Origin of the sequence: Pseudomonas sp. Irchel s3a10 (genome assembly GCF_900187525.1) — a bacterium.
Classification (GTDB): domain Bacteria; phylum Pseudomonadota; class Gammaproteobacteria; order Pseudomonadales; family Pseudomonadaceae; genus Aquipseudomonas; species Aquipseudomonas koreensis_G.
On record NZ_FYDR01000006.1, the window covers coordinates 441,164 to 461,334 of the forward strand.

General features: G+C 57.2%; 18 protein-coding genes and 2 pseudogenes. 16 read left to right on the forward strand and 4 right to left on the reverse strand.

What is annotated here, in order from left to right; genetic code table 11:
* The first annotated feature begins 146 nt into the window (after positions 1-146).
* The 3 genes and pseudogenes from CKW11_RS20010 to CKW11_RS20020 all read left to right on the forward strand — a co-directional run.
* Positions 147-584 carry a hemerythrin domain-containing protein gene (locus tag CKW11_RS20010; protein ID WP_095138965.1) on the forward strand — a complete coding sequence of 146 codons (438 nt, stop codon included), beginning with the start codon at positions 147-149 and terminating at the stop codon, positions 582-584.
* A 222-nt stretch (positions 585-806) separates the two neighbouring features.
* Positions 807-1,442 (forward strand): lytic polysaccharide monooxygenase auxiliary activity family 9 protein, encoded by a 636-nt coding sequence (locus tag CKW11_RS20015; RefSeq protein ID WP_095138967.1) that lies wholly within the window; start codon positions 807-809, stop codon positions 1,440-1,442.
* A 40-nt stretch (positions 1,443-1,482) separates the two neighbouring features.
* A pseudogene (locus CKW11_RS20020) lies at positions 1,483-2,505 on the forward strand (chitinase); the annotation flags it as partial.
* A 127-nt stretch (positions 2,506-2,632) separates the two neighbouring features.
* Here the strand turns inward: CKW11_RS20020 and CKW11_RS20025 are convergent.
* Positions 2,633-4,078: a PLP-dependent aminotransferase family protein gene (locus CKW11_RS20025; protein WP_159974169.1), complete on the reverse strand. Its 1,446-nt coding sequence runs from the start codon at positions 4,076-4,078 to the stop codon at positions 2,633-2,635.
* A gap of 188 nt (positions 4,079-4,266) precedes the next feature.
* Between CKW11_RS20025 and CKW11_RS20030 the strand changes: the two genes are divergently transcribed.
* The 11 genes and pseudogenes from CKW11_RS20030 to CKW11_RS20080 all read left to right on the forward strand — a co-directional run bounded on the left by CKW11_RS20030 (position 4,267) and on the right by CKW11_RS20080 (position 15,475).
* Positions 4,267-5,808 carry an FAD/NAD(P)-binding protein gene (locus CKW11_RS20030; protein WP_081730309.1) on the forward strand — a complete coding sequence of 514 codons (1,542 nt, stop codon included), beginning with the start codon at positions 4,267-4,269 and terminating at the stop codon, positions 5,806-5,808.
* Positions 5,805-7,016, forward strand: a complete 1,212-nt coding sequence (locus CKW11_RS20035) for an MFS transporter (protein WP_095138972.1) — start codon at positions 5,805-5,807, stop codon at positions 7,014-7,016. The genes CKW11_RS20030 and CKW11_RS20035 overlap by 4 nt, the downstream gene beginning before the upstream one ends.
* Before the next feature lie 46 nt (positions 7,017-7,062).
* A pseudogene (locus tag CKW11_RS20040) lies at positions 7,063-8,256 on the forward strand (pyridoxal phosphate-dependent aminotransferase); the annotation flags it as partial.
* A 209-nt stretch (positions 8,257-8,465) separates the two neighbouring features.
* Positions 8,466-9,245, forward strand: a complete 780-nt coding sequence (locus CKW11_RS20045) for a YqcI/YcgG family protein (RefSeq protein WP_095138976.1) — start codon at positions 8,466-8,468, stop codon at positions 9,243-9,245.
* The gene (locus CKW11_RS20050) at positions 9,245-10,084 is read left to right on the forward strand and encodes an arginase family protein (RefSeq protein WP_095138978.1); all 840 of its coding nucleotides are present in this window, start codon (positions 9,245-9,247) and stop codon (positions 10,082-10,084) included. The genes CKW11_RS20045 and CKW11_RS20050 overlap by 1 nt, the downstream gene beginning before the upstream one ends.
* Positions 10,077-10,934: a diaminopimelate epimerase gene (gene dapF, locus CKW11_RS20055; protein WP_256582102.1), complete on the forward strand. Its 858-nt coding sequence runs from the start codon at positions 10,077-10,079 to the stop codon at positions 10,932-10,934. The genes CKW11_RS20050 and dapF overlap by 8 nt, the downstream gene beginning before the upstream one ends.
* On the forward strand, positions 10,921-11,883 hold the full coding sequence (gene cysK, locus CKW11_RS20060; RefSeq protein WP_027614693.1) for a cysteine synthase A: 963 nt from the start codon (positions 10,921-10,923) through the stop codon (positions 11,881-11,883). The genes dapF and cysK overlap by 14 nt, the downstream gene beginning before the upstream one ends.
* 48 nt (positions 11,884-11,931) lie before the next feature.
* Complete coding sequence (locus CKW11_RS20065) at positions 11,932-13,083, forward strand: homoserine O-acetyltransferase (protein ID WP_095138980.1); 1,152 nt, start codon at positions 11,932-11,934, stop codon at positions 13,081-13,083.
* Complete coding sequence (locus tag CKW11_RS20070; protein WP_095138982.1) at positions 13,070-13,813, forward strand: SDR family oxidoreductase; 744 nt, start codon at positions 13,070-13,072, stop codon at positions 13,811-13,813. The genes CKW11_RS20065 and CKW11_RS20070 overlap by 14 nt, the downstream gene beginning before the upstream one ends.
* A 48-nt stretch (positions 13,814-13,861) precedes the next feature.
* Entirely contained in the window at positions 13,862-14,776 is a 915-nt protein-coding gene (locus CKW11_RS20075) for a RimK family alpha-L-glutamate ligase (protein ID WP_095138984.1), read from the forward strand.
* 108 nt (positions 14,777-14,884) lie between these two features.
* Complete coding sequence (locus CKW11_RS20080; RefSeq protein ID WP_095138986.1) at positions 14,885-15,475, forward strand: NUDIX domain-containing protein; 591 nt, start codon at positions 14,885-14,887, stop codon at positions 15,473-15,475.
* A gap of 127 nt (positions 15,476-15,602) precedes the next feature.
* On the opposite strand, the gene CKW11_RS20085 is transcribed toward CKW11_RS20080, so the two are convergent.
* A complete protein-coding gene (locus CKW11_RS20085; RefSeq protein WP_095138988.1) occupies positions 15,603-16,118 on the reverse strand; it encodes a methylated-DNA--[protein]-cysteine S-methyltransferase in 516 nt (171 codons plus the stop codon).
* Between the two features lie 150 nt (positions 16,119-16,268).
* Here CKW11_RS20085 and ggt point away from each other — a divergent pair, with 150 nt between their 5' ends.
* On the forward strand, positions 16,269-17,996 hold the full coding sequence (gene ggt, locus CKW11_RS20090) for a gamma-glutamyltransferase (RefSeq protein ID WP_095138990.1): 1,728 nt from the start codon (positions 16,269-16,271) through the stop codon (positions 17,994-17,996).
* A gap of 68 nt (positions 17,997-18,064) precedes the next feature.
* Here ggt and CKW11_RS20095 read toward each other — a convergent pair whose 3' ends face one another.
* Both CKW11_RS20095 and CKW11_RS20100 read right to left on the reverse strand, forming a co-directional pair.
* Complete coding sequence (locus CKW11_RS20095) at positions 18,065-19,027, reverse strand: hypothetical protein (protein WP_095138992.1); 963 nt, start codon at positions 19,025-19,027, stop codon at positions 18,065-18,067.
* 51 nt (positions 19,028-19,078) lie between these two features.
* Positions 19,079-19,402 carry a hypothetical protein gene (locus CKW11_RS20100; protein ID WP_095138994.1) on the reverse strand — a complete coding sequence of 108 codons (324 nt, stop codon included), beginning with the start codon at positions 19,400-19,402 and terminating at the stop codon, positions 19,079-19,081.
* Positions 19,403-19,548: 146 nt separating this feature from the next.
* Between CKW11_RS20100 and CKW11_RS20105 the strand changes: the two genes are divergently transcribed.
* Positions 19,549-20,082 carry a cysteine hydrolase family protein gene (locus CKW11_RS20105; RefSeq protein ID WP_095138996.1) on the forward strand — a complete coding sequence of 178 codons (534 nt, stop codon included), beginning with the start codon at positions 19,549-19,551 and terminating at the stop codon, positions 20,080-20,082.
* The last annotated feature ends 89 nt before the right edge of the window (positions 20,083-20,171 follow it).

Here is a 20,171-nt window from a genome sequence, read left to right on the forward strand (position 1 = left end):
CGTAACTTCCTTGTGAGGTGAACTCGCAGCCTATCCTGCCCGATGGGCGCTTTCCAAGTCCTTCCTCATCCCTTTGGAACCGCCGCTGTCGCGCCGGGGTCTAGCTTTTACAGCGTCATTCCGAACGCGGTTGATGAGGATCCCCCATGAATATTTTCGAAGCCCTTCGCGAAAGCCACGACCGCCAGCGCAGTTACGCCAAAGCCCTGGTCAAAACCAGCGGCGACACCCCGGAGCGGGTTGAAGCCTACAAACAGCTGAAAGCCGAGCTGCAGGCCCACGAAACCGCTGAAGAGCGCCACTTCTACATCCCGCTGATGGAGTTCGACAACGGTGTTGACCTCAGTCGCCACGCCATCTCCGAGCACCATGAAATGGACGAGATGATGGAAGAACTGGATGAGACCGAGATGTCCAGCCCGGCGTGGCTGGTAACGGCGAAGAAGCTCTCGGACAAAGTCCACCACCATCTCAAGGAAGAAGAGCAGAAGTTCTTCCAGATGGCCGGCAAATTGCTCGATGACAAGCAAAAGGAACAGCTCGCTGGCCAGTACGAAAAGGAGTACCAGGCGCAACTGCAATGAGTACTGAATGCCAGTTTTTGCAGTGTCGGCGTGTAGGCCTTTGGCCATGCGTTGGGTGGGTCTTGTCGTAATCAGCTGTATATTCATCCAGTGTTTTCGGCGTTTTTGACTTGAGACGCCGATTGACTGCGACAAAACCGCCGATGGACAAAAAAACCACCTCCGTTAGCTTGAAGGCCTCTCCTCGGACAGGAGAGTTCTTAAATCAACGGAGTGAAAAACATGAATCAACCACAAGCTCAAACCCAGCTGCGACACGGTCGCGTCACCTCTCCAGCCAGCCGCGGTGCGGTAGCCATCGAGCAAGGATTGCTCGGTGCCTGGCAGGTCAACGAAATGGAAGGCGGCAAGAACTTTCCGGCGCTGACGGCAGGGCCTTTTCCTGCGCCGTATGGCAGCGATAGTGACAGCGTCACGCCGCCCGCCGATGGTTACATTCTCAGCGGTGGCAAGACCGATGCCCGTGACTGCGTGAACTTCACCGACGAGGAAATGAGCAAAAAGCTCAATCGTCCGTTCAGTTGGCCACTGCTCAGTGTCACCCCGGGCCAGACGCTGGAAGTGAAGTGGGAATACACCGCGCCGCACACCACCCGTGGCTATCGCTGGCTGATCACCAAAGATGGCTGGGATCCGAAACAGCGTATTTCCCGAGCACAACTTGAGGCGCAGCCTTTCGCCGAAGACTTCTACACTCAGGTGCCGTATTACAGCTATCCGGGGGAATTGAAGGCCAAGGTCAATCATTCGGTGCAATTGCCGGCCAACAAAAAGGGCCGTCACGTCATCGTGCTGATGTGGATCGTCGCCAACACCGGCAACGCGTTCTATCAGGCGTTCGACGTCGACTTCAAATAACGGCGTTACGCTCAACCCACAGGTTCTGAAGGATTAGAACATGTCAAATATCGACTTCACGCTAGTGCAAAACCAGGCGGCCGACGCGGCCTCGCTGATGCCGAGCATCGCCGGCAAAAAAATACTCATGGGCTTCTGGCACAACTGGCCGGCGGGGCCGAGTGACGGTTACCGTCAGGGCCGCTTCGCCGAGATCGCTCTGGAAGCGGTGCCCAAGGAATACAACGTGGTCGCGGTGGCGTTCATGAAGGGCAGCGGGATTCCGACCTTCAAGCCGTACAACGTATCCGATGCCGAGTTCCGGCGTCAGGTCGGCGTGCTCAACAGCCAGGGGCGGGCGGTGCTGCTGTCCCTGGGTGGCGCCGATGCGCACATCGAGTTGCGCAGCGGGCAGGAACAACCGCTGGCCAATGAAATCATCCGTCTGGTCGAAACCTACGGCTTCGATGGGCTGGACATCGATCTTGAACAGAGCGCGATTGATTTCGCTGCCAACAAGACCGTGCTGCCAGCCGCGCTGAAACTGGTCAAGGATCACTACGCAGGCCAGGGCAAGCACTTCATCATCAGCATGGCCCCGGAGTTTCCGTACCTGACCACCAACGGCAAGTACGTCGGATACCTGCAGGCACTGGAAGGCTATTACGACTTCATCGCGCCGCAGTTCTACAATCAGGGCGGCGACGGGGTCTGGGTACCGGAAGCCAATAATGGCAATGGTGCGTGGATCGCGCAGAACAACGATGCGCTGAAGGAGGACTTCCTCTATTACCTGACCGAAAGTCTGGTGACCGGCACCCGGGGCTTCACCAAAATCCCGGCGGACAAATTTGTCATCGGCCTGCCGGCCAACGTCGATGCGGCTGCCACCGGTTACGTGATCGACAGCACCGCCGTCGGCAATGCGCTCAAACGTCTGGCGATCAAAGGGCTGCCGATCAAGGGCCTGATGACCTGGTCGGTGAACTGGGACAACGGCGTCAGCAAGGATCGCGTGCCGTACGGCTGGGAGTTCAGTCGGCGTTATGGACCGTTGATTCACGGAGCGAAAACAGCGACACAGGAAACGGATGACACGTTGTCGCGCGTCGCCCGTTAGCAGCAATTAAAGAGCCCGGTAGCGCTGCCGGGCTTTTTTGCGTGGGCCTGGCAAGTAATGCTCGGGTGTGAGTCATAGCGGAGCGGGTGGTTTATCCGATTGGGACGCGCTCGGTACATTGAGTAAATGACTTGACGAGATCCAGCAAGCAGGCAGCCGCCTGATTGATCTGCGTATCGGTAAGCGCCGCGTAGCCAATCAGCACGCCGGGTTTGACCGCGTGACTGCTGGTGAATGCGGATACCGGTTGCAGGCAAAGGTTGAAGAGGGCAGCCCGTGCGCAGAATTCTCTTTCATCAATGTCTGCGGGTAACCAGAGCACAAAATGTAATCCGGATTGCTCGCCGGAAATCTGCAGATGAGGGTTTTCTCGCAGCTTTGAGATCAGCAAATCGCGTCGATGTTGATACGTCTGTCGCGAGATGCGCAAATGCCGTACATATTTTCCGGTGCAGAGAAACTGGTTGAGTGCGAGCTGACCCAGTATGCCGGGCGTCTGGCCGGTGTCTTCGAAGAGGTTGATGACTTTCTTCTGTAAATGTTTGGGAATGACCATGAAGCCCAGACGAAAGTTGCTGAACAGGGTTTTATTGAAGCTGCCGCAGAAAATCACCCGGTCGTTTGTATCTATTGATTTGATGGCGGGCAGGGGAGCACTGCCATAGTTGTACTCGCTGTCGTAGTCGTCTTCGATGATGATCGCATTTGCAGCGGTGGCCGAGGCCAGCAGGGCCTTGCGGCGTGCCATGCTCATGCAGACACCCAAAGGAGCCTGGTGAGAGGGCGTGACATAAATGGCCTGAACCGGACTGGCGGGTGACAACGCTTCAACGATCAGACCTGCTTCGTCCACTGGAATATCGATGATTGTGTTGCCGGAACAATTGAATATCCGCCGGGCCCAGTAATAGCCGGGATCTTCCATGGCAACAACGGCCTCTTTTCCCAATACCCGGCTGATAAGGTCGAGACAGTGTCTGATGCCATGGGTAATCACGATGTCCTGAGGTGAGCAATCAATCCCGCGGTAGATCTGGATATGGTCGCAAATGGACTTGCGCAAGTTTTCGTCACCGCCGAGTGACGAGGCCGATACTGCGGTGGCGAGGTCTTTGGCGGAAGGTGTGCATAACGACTTTACATCTTTTTCTTCGAGCAATCCCGGATCGGCCAGTCTGGCAATAAACGGTACATACGGCTGTAAATAAGTAATGGGAGCAGGTGAATCGGATGACCGGTGAGTATCAAGTTCGACTTGCAGTTCCTTAGTTCTGGCCGCGGCGATCAGATTGTCCGGCAATGTTGCGCAGACCACCGAGCCGGCACCTCGCTTGCGAATGATGAAACCTTCTTCGCGTAATTGATCGAAAACAGTTTCCAGGGTCCCTCGGGAAACTCCCCATCTTTGCGCAAGCGTGCGTGTGGAGGGCAGCGCTTCGCCGGATGGGAGCCGACCGGAACTGATCAAGTGTTCAAGGAAACGGCACAAAAGCTGATGTTTGGTGGACAGCGAATGTTCGGTCAATTCGAACGGCAAGACTAGGTCGAGGCCAACTGGCCGCTTACCTCTGGTCATAGTGGTACACACCAAAATCCATTTAATGGATCTTCATCTTAGCGCGGCATACAAATACGCTCAACGCCGCTCAAGCTAACGCGTTGAGGGGTGGCGCGCGAGTCATTGGGGTCAAGAGAAACTGGATTGGTATAGGGATATCGTCGGCAATGACTGCTTTTGAAAAACTGTCAACACTCAATAAGACTAATCATCGCGAGCCGCAACTAAAGATTGCGATAGTCGGAGGGGGTGCAACAGCGATTAGTGTAATTGATGCGTTGCAGCGCGACGTTAAGCTGAAAAATATGGATGTTGCAATTACCCTCTATGAGCCTGACAAGAAAATTGGTCCAGGTCGCGCTTATCAAAACGATGGTGATTATGGATTGATTAATCGCCAGGCCCGATTCATGTCCGTGAAAAGTGACGATCCCCGGCACTTTGTAGGATGGGTCACTCATAAATATGGAAGTGCACTGGCGCAACTTGACTTCTTGCCCCGTCACTATTTTGGTGAGTACCTGTCCGATTGTTTTGCCGAGCAAGTGGCGCTGGCGCGTGACCTCAAGCGACCGATTCGGGTGATCGGGCAAAAGGTCACCAGTCTGACGATGCACGATGACAAAGCGGTCGTCGGTGTCGAAAACGGGCCGCAACAAGTATTTGACCGGGTGATTCTGTGCATCGGTACCGCTGAACCGGCGGATATCTTCTCGTTGGCCTGTTCCCAGAATTACATCGGCAATCCGTATCCGATGTGGACCAAGTTTTCCGCGATTGGCGGCGACGATCAGGTGGCGATCATTGGTTCCAGCCTCTCTGCTGTCGATGCAGTCCTGGCCCTGAATGCCCAGGGACACCGCGGCAAGATCGTCATGCTGTCGCGCAATGCGCTGCTGCCAGCGGTGCGCATGCCGCATCACGACTTCACTTACAAGGTCATCACCCGCGAACGCATCGAAGAGCTGCGTGATGAAGCGGGGATGATCTCGTGGTCGAAATGGCTTGGCCTGATCACCTTCGAACTGACAGCCCAAGGCGTGGATCTGGAGAAGCTCAAGGCTGAACTGGCGCCTGGTCAACTGCCGTTCGAGCGGCTGGAGCGCCATCTTCAGGCGTCGGCCCGCGGCGAAAAGTGGCTGTCCATCCTGATTGATATTGCCAACGACTACGTCGAGCTGGCCTGGGACAGCCTGAGTGCGGGCGATCGCAGTTACTACATGGCCAACTATCATTCGATTTTCATGAGCCTGTGCAACCCGATGCCTCCGGCGACGGCCAACAAGTTGCGCAACATGCTTGAATCCGGGCACCTCGTGATTCGCCCTGGCCTGAAGGGCGTGGAGCTGAGTCCTGGTGGCGGTTTTGTCTTGAATTATCAGGCAGGCGCCTGTCATGCCGACTGGGTCATCAATGCCACGCGATCTGAAACGGGTGGCGTCGGGCAGACAGGTACCGAGCTGGTGTCTTCGATGGTCAACAATGGCGTCGCTCAGCACCATCCGTTTGGTGGCCTGCACGTGTCATTCGGTTCGCACAAGGTCATCGACCGCAGTGGCAAGGCCAGCGACGCTATTTATGCCTTGGGCCAACTGGCTGCCGGTAACCATTACTACACCAGTTCACTGGCCATGATCACACGTCAGATCGACCGGGTTCTGCCGCATTTGCTGACGACTGATCAATACCTCAAGGAGCTTTCTGCGTGAAATCCAGCCGCCCCGGAATCCTGTTACCTGCAGCGTTGTTGTCGGCTGTAATCGTGCCGCAGCTCGGACTTGGCCTGATGACGCCTACGGTTGCAAAACTGGCGGAAGAGTTTCGAGTCCCCCATGAGGCGATTCAGGAAACATTTGTTGTTTACATGATCGGGTATGCGTTGTCCGTGGTATTGGCAGGGATTCTTGCCGATCGTATCGGAGCCCGTCGTGTACAGATTTCGGGGTTGTTGATTTGTGCTGCCGGGTGCCTGCTTGCAGCGTTCTCGGACTCCTTTTACCTGTTTGCGGTTGCGCGTTTCATGCAGGCCCTCGGAGGGTGTGTAGGGACCGTAACCACCAGACTGATCGTGAAATCCGATTATCCGGAAAGCAAACGCCTGCGAATTCTCACCACCCTTGCCTCGGCGATAGCGCTCACACCGTGTATTGCACCGTTGCTCGGCGGCATGCTGTTACCTTCGCTGGGATGGCGCTGGATGATGGGCGGCGTGGGGATCTTCAATCTCGCGGCATTGGTGCTTTTCTGGCAGGTCGACACCTCTCCGGGGGCATCGGATTCGACGGGGCGCAGCATCATTGCCGTTTATGCCGCCAACTTCAAAAATGCGGATTATCTGGCTTATGCCGCCGGGATCAGTCTGGTGTGGATGAGTTACTTCGTGTTCCTGTCCTGTTCGACTTATGCGCTGCAGACGGAGCTGGGCATGTCCAGCCTGGGTTACGGCGCGGTGATCTCCCTGTGCGCCGTCGGTTATGTGATTGGCAGTACGTTGGCGCGAGCATTGAGCGCCAGGTGGGCGTTGAACGAGATCCTGCTGCTTGGAAGCAGGGTAGGCATGGCCGGGTGCATGTTGCTGGGCATTCTGCTGTCGGTGTTCGGCAGTGTGCTGCCGGCGCTGCTGATTCCGATGGTGTTCATTCTGTTGTCGGTCGGGATGGTGATTCCCGCGACTCAGGCCGGGTTATTGAAGAGCGTCAGCCGCGATATCGGTATTTCCTCCGGGCAGTTTTTCTTTTTCCAGATGGCGGCGGGGGCCGGTTACGGTTTGCTGGTCAGCTCCTTTTCCGAACTGGGCGTTCGTGGCCTGGCACTGTTTATCGCCATTCCGATGGTCGTGTTGTTCGTTTTCCTGAATATGTCGCGGGCACTGTCGAAGTCCCCGGATGAGCAGTTGAAGGCAGTCTCTCGGACCTGAGATTGCTGTTGCTGCGACCCTGATAAAAAAACAAGGATGTGTAGTCGTGCAGTATCTGAAATCGCTGAAGTTGAACAGTGTGTGTTATGACATTCGTGGCCCGGCACTGGAGCAGGCCAGAAAGATGGAGGAGGACGGCCAGCGCATTCTCAAGCTGAATATCGGCAATCCGGCGCCGTTCGGTTTCGAGGCACCCGACGAGATACTCCAGGATGTGATCCGTAATTTGCCGAAGGCGCAAGGTTACAGTGACTCCAAAGGCTTGTTCAGCGCCCGCAAAGCTGTCATGCAGTACTGTCAGCAGAAGCAGATCGAGGGCGTCGGCGTCGACGATATCTACCTGGGCAATGGCGTCTCCGAGCTCATTGTGATGTCACTGCAGGCGCTGCTGAACAATCGCGATGAAGTGCTGGTGCCCGCACCGGATTATCCGTTGTGGACCGCTGCGGTGAGTCTTGCCGGGGGCAATGCGGTGCACTACATGTGCGACGAACAGCAGGACTGGTGGCCGGACCTTGATGACATACGGGCCAAAATCACCCCTAACACCCGAGCGCTGGTGATCATCAACCCCAACAACCCCACCGGTGCGGTGTATCCGCGAGACGTGCTGCTGGGAATGCTGGAGATCGCGCGCCAGCACAATCTGGTGGTGTTCTCCGACGAGATCTACGACAAGATTCTCTACGACGAGGCGGTGCACATCAGCACCGCCTCGCTGGCGCCAGACCTGCTGTGCCTGACCTTCAACGGGTTGTCCAAGTCGTACCGGGTGGCCGGGTTCCGCTCCGGCTGGCTGGTGATTTCCGGGCCGAAGCAGCATGCCGCCGGCTACATCGAAGGCATCGACATGCTGGCGAACATGCGCCTGTGCGCCAACGTTCCGGCCCAGCATGCGATCCAGACCGCGCTGGGGGGTTACCAGAGTATCAATGACCTGGTCTTGCCTCAGGGGCGCCTGCTCGAACAGCGCAACCGGGTGCATGAACTGCTCAACGCTATTCCCGGCATCAGTTGCGTCAAGCCGATGGGCGCGCTGTACGCATTTCCAAGGATCGATCCGAAAATTTGCCCGATCAAGGATGACGAAAAGTTTGTCCTTGAACTGCTGATGTCGGAAAGGCTGCTGGTGGTCCAGGGAACCGCGTTCAACTGGCCCGCAGCCGACCATTTCCGCGTGGTCACGTTGCCGGCATTGCCGGACATCGAAGACGCCATGGCGCGGATTCATCGATTCATCAGCAGCAGGTCAGTCAACAACCTGAGCGTTCGCCGAATGTCGAATAACGCCCGGGACCTGTGGCCGGTCTTCTGATTCCAGACGCAGATCAAGTAAGCAAGTTGTCATGCCAGACGTAAGTTCGTGGCAGGTGTGACAGCGCAAAGTGCCAGACGGCTGGATGCCACGCTCGGCCATCTCTCTAAGTTGTGCAGCATAAAGGAATGAGTATGCGGAACTTTGATGCGCAGGTTTCTTATCGGGTCATGCTTTCTCAGGATGAGATTAATCATCGTGGGGCCGGTTGGGAAAAAGAGGCCTTGAATGAACTGGAAGAGCGACTTGGGGCAGGGTCCGACTTTCCCTGCATCTTTTCCAAGAATGCATTCAAGAAGTCTTCGATCAAGTTTGTATTTGTCGACACTTTGGATGCCCAAGGGTTGGCGAAACTGGCTGAAGGCTTGAAAGAGTATGTGACGCTTTCCAGAACATGGAGTGGTTCAATCGAAGACGCTTATCCGCTTATCGTATTCTTTTCAACCGACGCAATATCCGCCAGTACGGCGCAGGACTATCAGGCCGCCGGGTGGGGCGTGTTGCAGAGCCTGCACTGGCTGGATGAAAGCCCGTGGCCGGACAGCGTCGATGTCGACCCGGAGTCACCGTTCTGGTCGATGTGCTTCGCGGGAATGCAACTTTTTGTGAATATGAGTTCTCCAGCACACAAACTTCGCAAGAGCAGAAACCTCGGGTCGAGATTTGCGCTGGTGATTAATCCGCGTGAACGCTTCGATGTATTTGCCGGCGATACCGTGGGCGGACGTAATGTTCGCGCCAATATACGTAAACGCATCCTTAAATATGATTCGGTGCCCCACGCCTTGCAATTGGGCGGGTTTGGCTCTGACGCCAAAGAGTGGTGGCAATACGGTTTGATTGAAGAAAATGCAGAGCGTACGGATGTTTGTCCATTCAAACATTCCAGCCATGAAAATAAAGAGGAAGCCTGATGTTCAAGTTGATTGTATCCAACGGCAGAGTGGCAGATCGCACGGCATTTACCCGTATCGGTGCGTTGAAGGCCGCGTCGGCACTTGAAGCAAAGTACGGTGTAGCGCCGCTGTATATCGGTGATGGCAGTTGCGAGCCGGCTGCCGATGACTGGACAGTCAGTCTGCCGGCAGGACGTGAGCAGATCGATTCGCTGCATCGCGCCGTGGCCTGTGCGGTAGAGGAGCAGCAACTCACAGTGGTCATCAACGGCACCTGCCCGGCCAGCCTGGGCAGCGTACCTGCGGTGGCCAGACATTACCCGGACCTTTGCCTGGTGTGGGTCGATGCCCATGGTGACTTCAATATTCCGACGACCACTGACACGGGCTACCTGGGCGGGATGGTGGTGTCGGCATTATGTGGCCTCTGGGACAGCGGCTGTGGCGCGGGCGTGCGTGCGGAGAACGTCATTCTGGTCGGCGCGCGCGACATCGACGGGCAAGAGCAGCGTCTGCTGAGCGCCAATAATGTGCGCACGCTTTCCCCGCAGCAGGCAACCGCCGACGCAGTGCGCAGCGCTATCGGCCAATCGAAGGTCTGGGTGCACATCGATTGGGACTCTCTTGAGCCTGGCTACGTGCCCGCCGATTACGCAGTGCCTGACGGTCTGCTGCCGCAACAGCTCTCGGCGATCCTGGGAGCGATTCCGCTGGAGCAGATCGTCGGCCTGGAAATCGCCGAGTTCAACGCCTCCTGCGATGCGGCGACGGCACAGCGTGCGACCCAGTGCATCATCGATATCGTTGACCCGCTCCTGTCCAAAGCGTGTCTTGAGGCGAGTGTGTGCCATGCATAAACCGCCTGCTGCTGACCGGCTGCGTTTCAGCAAGATGCACGGTGCGGGCAACGACATGATCATTCTCGATCTGCGTGATGCGCAGGATCCGTCGCGCGAGTTGTGCAAGTACCTGGCTAACCGCCATAAAGGTATCGGCGCCGATATGGTCTTGGGCATCAAGGCTGCGCGCAATCCATCGTCCGTGGCCTCGTTCGATATCTGGACGGCGCAGGGCGAGTCCTCCCGCCAATGCGGCAACGGCGCGCGGTGTGTCGCCGCATGGCTGGTTCGGGCAGGCCTGACGGAGGCGTCCGAGTTCACCCTCGACAGTCCTTCCGGTACCCACCGGGTCCGCGTCATGGAGGACGGCAACTATCAGATCAGCATGGGCGCGCCGAATTTCTCGCCCGCCGCCATCCCGGTGTTCGGCTTCGACCAAGCGCAGTCTGCTTATCAACTCGAACTCGCCGGGCAACACCTGGCGTGTGCGGCGGTATCGATGGGCAACCCGCATGCGGTGATCGAAGCCGAGCGTGATCAGTATGAGATTCCAGCTGTCGGCAGCGCCCTGCAAAACTCCGGGTATTTCTCCCCTGACGTCAACGTCGGGTTTGTACAGCTGCAATCGCGCAACAGGATAAAACTCAAGGTCTACGAATTCGGCGCTGGCGAAACGCTGGCCTGCGGCAGCGGTGCCTGCGCGGCGGTCGCGGTGCTGGCGCGGGCCGGGCGGGTCGACCGCTCGGTCGATGTCGAATTGCCCGGCGGAACCCTTGAAGTGACATGGGAGAGTGACTTGTCCGCAATGTACCTCTCCGGCCCTGCTGAATTCGTATTTGATGGAGAACTCGCTCATGCCGTTGTATGAAAGCATTCTGGACACGATCGGCCGCACGCCAATCGTCAAGCTGCAAAGGCTCGCCCCGGAACACGTCAGCATTTATGTGAAGGTCGAGTCGTTCAACCCCGGTGGGTCGGTCAAGGACCGGCTGGCGCTGGCAGTGGTACTCGATGCCGAAGCCAGAGGCCTGTTGAAGCCTGGCGATACGATCGCCGAATGCACCTCCGGCAACGTCGGCATTGCGTTGGCGATGGTTGCCGCGGCGCGCGGCTATAACTTCGTGGCGATCATGTCCGACAGTTACTCGATCGAACGGCGCAAGCTGATTCGCGCCTATGGCGGCAAGGTTCTGCTGTTTCCTGCTCATCTGGGCAGCAGCGGCGGCAACCAGATTGCCGATGAACTGGCACAGAAATTTGGCTGGTTCAGATCGCGACAATTCGATAACCCGGCCAACCCGTCCTATCACCGCGAAACCACCGCCACCGAAATCCTCGGTGATTTCGCCGGTAAACGCCTGGACTACTTTGTCACCGGTTTCGGCACCAGCGGCACACTGACCGGCGTTGGCCAGATGCTGCGAGTCGCGCGACCCGCGGTGCAGATCGTTGCCGCAGAACCGGAAAATGCTGCGTTGCTGTCGGGGGGCACCTGGGGCGTGCACCAGATTCAGGGACTCGCGCCCAACTTCACGCCGACCATCATGGACAAGACCGTCATCGATAAAGTCCTGACCGTGAACGAGTACGAGGCGCGCGACACTTCGCAGCGCCTGGCCAGGGAGGAGGGGATCTTTGTCGGCATTTCTTCGGGCGCCTCGGTCGCCGCAGCGTTGAAGGTTGCCGAGACCGCAGCGGCCGGTTCCGTGCTGCTGGCCATGCTGCCGGATACCGGTGAACGTTATCTCTCGACGTTCCTGATGGACGGCATCGCCGAAGGTTCCGACGATGACTGGTTGCAGTCGCTCGAGCCGTAACAGGCAACCGGTTACTTGGCGAAGCAGGCGCTCTAAGGGATTAGCATCATGGTGGAAACTCTTCCGGCAGCAGATTACATCGAGTTCGCGCGCCCGTTTCCAATGCATCGTGGAGGTGTACTGGAAGATTTCAGGCTGACGTATGAGACGTTCGGGCAACTGAATGATCGTCGCGACAACATCGTCCTGGTGCTGCCCGGCATGTCCGCCAACAGCCACGTCTGCAGTGTCGCCCGCGATCCTGAGGCGGGCTGGTGGGAGGACTTTGCCGGTTCAGGCAAGCCGATCGATACAGACCGCTGGTATGTCATCTGTTTCAACTACCTGGGTGGTTGCAAGGGCTCGACGGGGCCGCTGTCCACCGAGCGGGCGAGTGGCAGGCCTTACCAGTCGCGCTTTCCCGAGCTGAGCATCGAAGACATCGTCGACACGATCGTCATGGCCGTGAAAGCGCTGGGCATGGCGCAAGTGACCTGCCTGATCGGCGCTTCGATGGGTGGCATGTGTGCGCTGGCCCTGTTGACCCGGCATCCGGGGTTTGTCCGGCATCACATCAACCTGTGCGGCGCGGCCAGTTCGCTACCCGTGTCCACGGCCTTGCGTTCATTGCAGCGGGAAGCCATTCGCAGTGATCCGCTGTGGGCCGGTGGGGAGTATTCGCCGGATGCGCGCCCGATCCACGGCATGACGCTGGCCCGCAAGATCGGCCTGTTGAGTTATCGCTCCGGCGCGCAATTGAATCGCCGTTTCAGCCGCAGCGATCAGGCGGCCGGTAAATCCGCCGGCATGACCCACGACTTTGAAGTCGAGGATTATCTGCAGGCCAATGCCTGGCGATTCGCACGGGATTTCGACCCCAACAGTTATCTGCAGCTAAGCCGCGCGATTGATCTTTATGCCTGTCTGCAGCAGCCGCAGGGCGGTTTTCAGACTGCCGGGCTGGAGCAGGTTCTGGTGGTCGGCGTCGAGAGCGACACGCTGTTTCCTGTCGCGCAACAGCAGCACATCGCTCAAGGGCTCGAACAGGATGGTGCCGAGGTGACCTTTGTCCGGCTCGATTGCCCGGACGGACACGACGCCTTTCTGACCGATCTGCGGGCGTTCGGGCCGCTGCTGGAACATTTCATGAATCGTATTGGTTCCGTCCTCCCTGCGGGCAGGGCGGAGCGTTGTCTGGAGTTGCACGATGAACGATTTTGACAAGGTTGCATTGGTAACCGGCGCCAACCGTGGCATCGGTTTTGAGGTGGCGCGACAACTGGCCGTCGAGGGCGTGACGGTGGTGCTCAGTGGCAGGAATTATCAGGCTGTCGCTCAGGCGGCCGATGAGCTGACCGGCATGGGCCTGAAGGCGTTCCCGTGTCTGCTGGATGTCACGGATGAAGACAGCATCGCCTCGGCGGTCAAATTGCTGGAGGCGAAGTTTGGTCGACTGGATATCCTGATCAATAACGCCGCGATCCGTATCGAATCCTACGGGTTGAACCCTTCGCAACAACCACTTCAACAGTGGCGCCAGACGTTTGAAACCAACCTGTTCGGCATGGTCGCGGTGACCCAGCATTGTCTGCCGCTGATTCGTCAATCTGCGGCCGGACGCATCGTCAACGTATCCAGTCTGCTGGCATCGCTCACCACCCATACGGACGTCGATTCCTACGCCTATTCACCGATGTTCAAATCCTTGCCGGGCTACAGCGCCAGTAAAAGCGGGGTGAATTCGTGGACGGTTCACCTGGCTTACGAACTGCGCGACACGCCCGTCAAGGTCAATGCCGTGCACCCCGGTTACACCAAAACCGGCATGAATGACGGCGCCGGTGATCTCGATGTGCAGGAAGGCGCGCGAACCAGTGTCGCGCTGGCGCTGATCGGTGCCGATGGCCCCACGGGCACTTACCGCCATCAGGATCGCGTGATTCCCTGGTGAGTCGTTGCTGTTTTTCTGCTTTTAACTGTTCAGTAGAAAGGATTCTTCATGATTAAGCTTGCACTCGTCACCGATAAGCCGAACCTGCACATTGACTACGACATGCCGCCATTGCTGGAAGCCTGCAAGCAACTGTCGATCAACGCCGATGTGTGCTGCTGGGACGATCCGTCAGTCGATTGGGCGGCGTATACCGCCGTATTGATCCGTTCACCGTGGGACTGCATTGAAAGCCTCGACGAATTTTTTGCCTGGTGCGACAAGGTGCATGCACTGACCTGCCTGTTGAACGTGCCGTCCGTGGCCCGGTGGGGTTTGAACAAGTTGTACCTGAAGGACATTGCTGCGCGCGGCGTGCCGATTATTCCCAGTGTGTTCCTGGCGCCCGACGATGCCCCCGAGGGTTATCTGGCTGACTTCCTCGACGCGAACACCGACAGCCACGAATTTGTCGTCAAACCGACGATCGGCTCGTATTCGCGCGGGGTGAAACGGTTTGTCCGCGGCGGTTCCGAGGCCGCGCTGGCGCACATTCGCGCGCTGCAAAAGCGCGGTTCGCATGTGATCATCCAGCCGTACATCACCACCATCGACACTTACGGCGAGACGGACCTGACCTTCTTCGATAACACCTTCAGCCATTCCATCCGCAAGGGCGCCATGCTCATGGCGGACGGTACGGTGAACGTGCCGACCCCCGAATTTCGTCAGCCGCGCGAGGCGGATGCCGAGGAGCAGGCGGTGGCGCTATCGGCGCTGGTGGCTTCTGCCGAGGTGCTCGGGCTTGAGCTGCCGTTGCTCTACGGCCGGGTCGACGTGATCCGCGACTATGACGGTCGGCCGATGATCATGGAGATGGAGATTTGCGAACCGTCGCTCAACCTGCCGTTTCGCGCCGACAGTGCGATGAACCTGATCAAGGGCGTGCTCAAGCGCATCGACCGGCACCTGGTCGATCTCTGACAACCTCCGCGAACGCCAGTAAACAAGCCCGACAGCATTGCCGGGCTTTTTTTGCGTGCGCGATTATTCGACTATGGGCGTTTTCCGATGGCACAAGGAACAGGCGTCATGACCAAGACAGCCGAGCGGGTCAACATTGTCGACACTCAGGTGTTGTCCCACGACTGGTATCTGTTGCAGAAAATCACCTTCGACTACCTGCGCAACAATGGTGACTGGCAGCGGCAGACTCGCGAAGTCTACGACCGTGGCAATGGCGCGGCGATCCTGTTGTTCAACCGCGAAAAGCGCACGGTGGTGCTGACCCGCCAATTCCGCTTGCCGGTGTTTGTCAATGGCCACGACGGCTTGTTGATCGAAGTGGCGGCGGGGCTGCTGGAAGGTGCGGCGCCGGAACAGCGGATCCGCGACGAGGCCGAAGAGGAAACCGGTTACCGCGTGCATGACGTGAAGAAGGTCTTCGAGGCCTACATGAGCCCCGGCTCGGTGACCGAGAAACTGCACTTTTTTATCGCCGAATACGACGCGAAGTCGAAGGTCAGCGAGGGCGGCGGCCTGGAAGAAGAAACCGAAGAACTGGAAGTGCTGGAGTGGCGCTTTGATGAGGCACTGGCGGCGTTCCGGCGTGGCGAGATCTGCGACGCCAAGACCATCATGCTGTTGCAGTATGCGGCGATGAATAATCTTTTCGACAGCTGATTCAGCGCCAATCCATTGTGGCGAGGGAGCTTGCTCCGCTGGGCTGCGCGGCGGCCCCAGGTTTTTGCCAGTGCTGCGCACTGGAGCGGGAGCAAGCTCCCTCGCCACACATATGGCATTTACAGGGTTAAAACAGGTCGCCTGTTCTACCGACATCAGACCAGTCACCACCCTCCAGCACCAGCAACCGCTCTTTGGCCTCAAGCCCGCCCGCGAACCCGGTCAACTTCCCCGACGCGCCGATCACCCGATGACACGGCGCCACAATCGAAATCGGATTGCGCCCGTTCGCCGCGCCCACCGCACGCACCGCTGTCGGGTTGCCGATCTGCTCGGCGATCTGGCTGTAAGTGCGGGTTTCGCCAAACGGAATGGTCAGCAGCGCCGCCCAGACCTTCTTCTGAAATTCGGTACCGACAAAGTCCAGCTCCAGATCGAAACGATCACGGCGGCCGGCAAAATATTCTTCAAGCTGCTGCGCGGCTTGCTGCAGCAGCGGATTGTCCGGTGCTTCCGTCATCGGCCCGAGGCGCACCCGGCCCGGTTTGTCGTTTTCCCAGAGGATGGCCGCCAGTCGTGCGCCGTTCGCCACCAGCTTCAATTCGCCGACCGGTGAGGGCAGGGTGATGAACGTGTAAGACATGGTCAGAACTCCGGATCGGGACGGCGAGAGCGCCCAGCATACTGCCTGAGCGGGGAGGCGCAAATTGCAATAGCGACCATACTGCTTGGTGCTTTTGCTGCGTTCCCCTCTGTTCTGCACAGAACCCGAAAACAAAAAAGAGATCGACTCATGAAGTACGAACCTTTGGCCAAAACGCTGATCGCGACGTCACTGGCACTGAGCTGCCTCATGGCCCACGCCGCATCCGTGGCCCCGGTCGCCGCCGAAAACGGTATGGTGGTCACCGCTCAACACCTGGCCTCGCATGTCGGCGTCGATGTGTTGAAAAACGGCGGTAACGCGGTGGATGCGGCGGTCGCTGTGGGCTATGCGCTGGCGGTGGTGTATCCCGCAGCGGGCAACCTCGGCGGTGGCGGTTTCATGACCATTCAACTGGCGGACGGGCGCAAGACGTTCCTCGACTTCCGCGAAAAGGCCCCGCTGGCGGCGACGGCCAACATGTACCTGGACAAGGACGGCAACGTCGTCCCGGACCTGAGCACCCGTGGTCACCTCGCCGTGGCGGTGCCGGGCACCGTGTCGGGCATGGAGCTGGCGCTGAGCAAGTACGGCACCAAACCGCGCAAGGACATGATCGCTCCGGCGATCAAACTGGCTGAGGACGGTTTCGAACTGGAGCAGGGCGACGTCGATCTGCTGGACTACGCCACCGATATGTTCAAGAAGGACATGCGCGATTCCGGCTCGATCTTCCTGCACAACGGCGAGCCGATGCAGGTCGGACAGAAACTGGTGCAGAAGGATCTGGCGAAAACCCTGCGCACCATCTCGGACAAAGGCGCCGACGGTTTTTACAAGGGCTGGGTGGCCGACGCCATCGTCACATCCAGTCAGGCCAACAAGGGCATCATCACCCAGGCCGACCTCGACAAATACAAGACCCGCGAACTGGCCCCGGTTGAGTGCGATTACCGTGGCTACCATGTGGTCTCGGCGCCACCGCCAAGCTCCGGCGGGGTGGTGATCTGCGAGATCATGAACATTCTCGAAGGCTATCCGATGAAGGATCTGGGCTTCCATTCGGCCCAGGGCATGCACTACCAGATCGAAGCGATGCGCCACGCCTATGTGGATCGCAACAGCTATCTGGGCGACCCGGATTTCGTGAAGAATCCGATCGAGCACCTGCTGGACAAGAACTACGCCACCACGCTGCGCAACGCGATCCAGCCGCAGAAGGCCGGGATCTCCGCCGAGCTGAAACCCGGCGTCGCCCCGCATGAAGGCAACAACACCACGCACTATTCGATCGTCGACAAGTGGGGTAACGCAGTGTCGGTGACTTACACCCTCAACGACTGGTTCGGCGCCGGGGTGATGGCGAGCAAGACCGGTGTGATCCTCAACGACGAGATGGACGACTTCACCTCCAAGGTCGGCGTGCCGAACATGTACGGTCTGGTGCAGGGCGAGGCCAACGCCATCGCCCCGGGCAAAACCCCGCTGTCGTCGATGAGCCCGACCATCGTCACCAAGGACGGCAAAGTGGTGATGGTGGTCGGTACGCCGGGTGGCAGCCGCATCATCACCGCGACCTTGCTGACCATGCTCAACGTCATCGACTACGGCATGGGCCTGCAGGAAGCGGTCGACGCGCCGCGTTTCCATCAGCAATGGATGCCTGAGGAAACCAACCTTGAAGACTTCGCCGCCAGCCCGGATACCAGGAAGATCCTCGAGAGCTGGGGCCACAAGTTTGCCGGGCCGCAGGATGCCAACCACATCGCCGCGATTCTGGTCGGCGCGCCGTCGCTGGGCGGTAAACCGGTGGGGAAAAACCGTTTCTACGGGGCCAACGATCCACGGCGTAACACCGGGTTGTCATTGGGTTACTAATATACCTGTTACTTGTTAAGGGTAAGAGCCGTTCTAATGGAAACAGTTTTGGGACGGCTCTCTTGGTTTTAGTGTTGTATTAGTTCTTCTATTTGTTTGATGAACTGTTCTTGTTCGGTAGGTGTTTGGGTGAGTTCGAAATTTTCAGCTTTAAGCTCTTCCATTTTGCTGATTATGGAATTGATGTTCTGTAGAAGTGAGGCAAGTCGCTTCGTTCGTTTAAGTGCCGCGAGGTCTGCTTCAGGCCATTCGAGAGTCAGTTTTCTGTAGGGTATGTTGTAGTCGTAGTAAGTGTCGAGTTGCTCGTTGTCATATATTTTTTCCTTTATATCAGATTTTGAGATTTTGCAGTCCATCAGTAACAGCAAGGCAGGGACGTCAATTCCCATGTTCTCCATGCAGCACTGGTAAATTAAGCTATTGCTTTGGAAAGATTCATTGAAGAATCCTGTTTCCGAATAAAGGCATGAAGTTAGGCTGTCGCGAACGAAGTAGGCGTGTTCGATTAGAGTCGTATCTTCCTTGAATGATTCAAGGTTTGAAATGGCTGTAGTGTGGAAGCTGCAAAGTAATGCTTCGGTGTAGCATTCAATATTCAATGCGTACTCCTCGAATGCTTCCGATTTTTTGTAGGTTTGCGGGTAGTGATTGATCTCATCTCTTGCCCAGAGATAAGAGTTTTTCAGATCTGTAAGTGAATGCTTTATTGAATTCATTGCCTTTTCAGCTTCAATCACTAAGGCAGTCGAGAATCCGTTCTTCTGTTCTTTGTTTGACGTTGTGCGAAATCGAGACCATGTATTAAAAATGGTATGTCTGTTTACTGAAAGACCTTTTGCCTGAATCTGATTTGCTTTTTTATTTAATAGGGTGTGAAAGTTGTCAACGACGATGCTGAAGTCGTAGAGTGTGTTGGTGTTTTGCGTGGTTGTGATTCTAAGGTAGTCGACCAAGCTTACTTCGTTGATGGCTTTTATGTATTTTTTATCGGCGCCTACCATTAGCGATCTTACGGTGATTTCGTTACTCATATTACAGTCCTTGTGCGAGTGGTGTGGGGGATTGTTTGATTAGATGCTTATTCAACTGGTTAGGGCATGTGAAATTAGGTTTACCCCAATCCCGGCAAATATAAAAGGGGTTAGATATTTTGTGAGTTCGACAATCAAACTCAATATTATGAAGTAGTAGGAGATTTCTGGAGCGTTGAGCTGATATTGCTGTATAGCGTCTCCGAGCCAGCCCGAGGTGCCAACGATTAGGGCCGAGTAAATAACAAGAATGAAGCCGTTTTTGTAATTGGCTTTCCTGAAAACGGCTTCACTGGTGTAGGTTTTGTGAACTCTCGCACCAGCAAATCCAATACATGCCAGGAGAGAGGTAAGCCATAGAAGAATTGACGCCATCCAGTAACCCTTTTCGATGATGGGGAATCGCTTGATACGCGGATTTGTGGTATCAAACGTCTACGTGTTTACTGTATGGTATCGATTTGATATCACTGAGTCTACGACGAGTACTCGCCCCGGTTTCATTGGATAGGGAACACACCGTGAGCACCGCATTGCTGATCATCGACGTCCAACAGGCTCTCTGCTCGGGCGAGTATCAGTGCTTCGACATCCACCGTGTGATCGACACCATTAACCAGCTCAGCACGCGCGCGCGCAAGGCGGGCGTGCGGGTGGTGCTGATTCAGCATGAGGAAAAGGACAGCCCGCTAGCCCATGGGGCCGAAGGTTGGCAACTCGCCGCCGGCCTGCTGACGACCGCCGAAGACCTGCGCGTACGCAAAACCACCCCAGATTCGTTCTATCAGACCGAGCTGGGCAAGCTGCTGCCCAGCGAAGACTTCGAACGTCTGATCATCTGCGGCCTGCAGACCGACTACTGCGTCAACGCCACCGTGCGCCAGGCCCATCAGTTGGGTTACGACGTCGTGCTCGTGGCTGACGCCCATTCCACCGTGGACAACGGCAACATGAGCGCCGAAGACATCATCGCCGAACACAACAAGGACCTGGCGCACCTGACCGGCGCCATGGCCCGGGTCGAAGTCAAACCCGCAGCCGAGATCATTTTCTAAACCAGCGAATCCCCCTGTGGGAGCGAGCTTGCTCGCGAAAGCGGTGGGCCTGTGACGCATGTGTTGGCTGACCCGACGCCTTCGCGAGC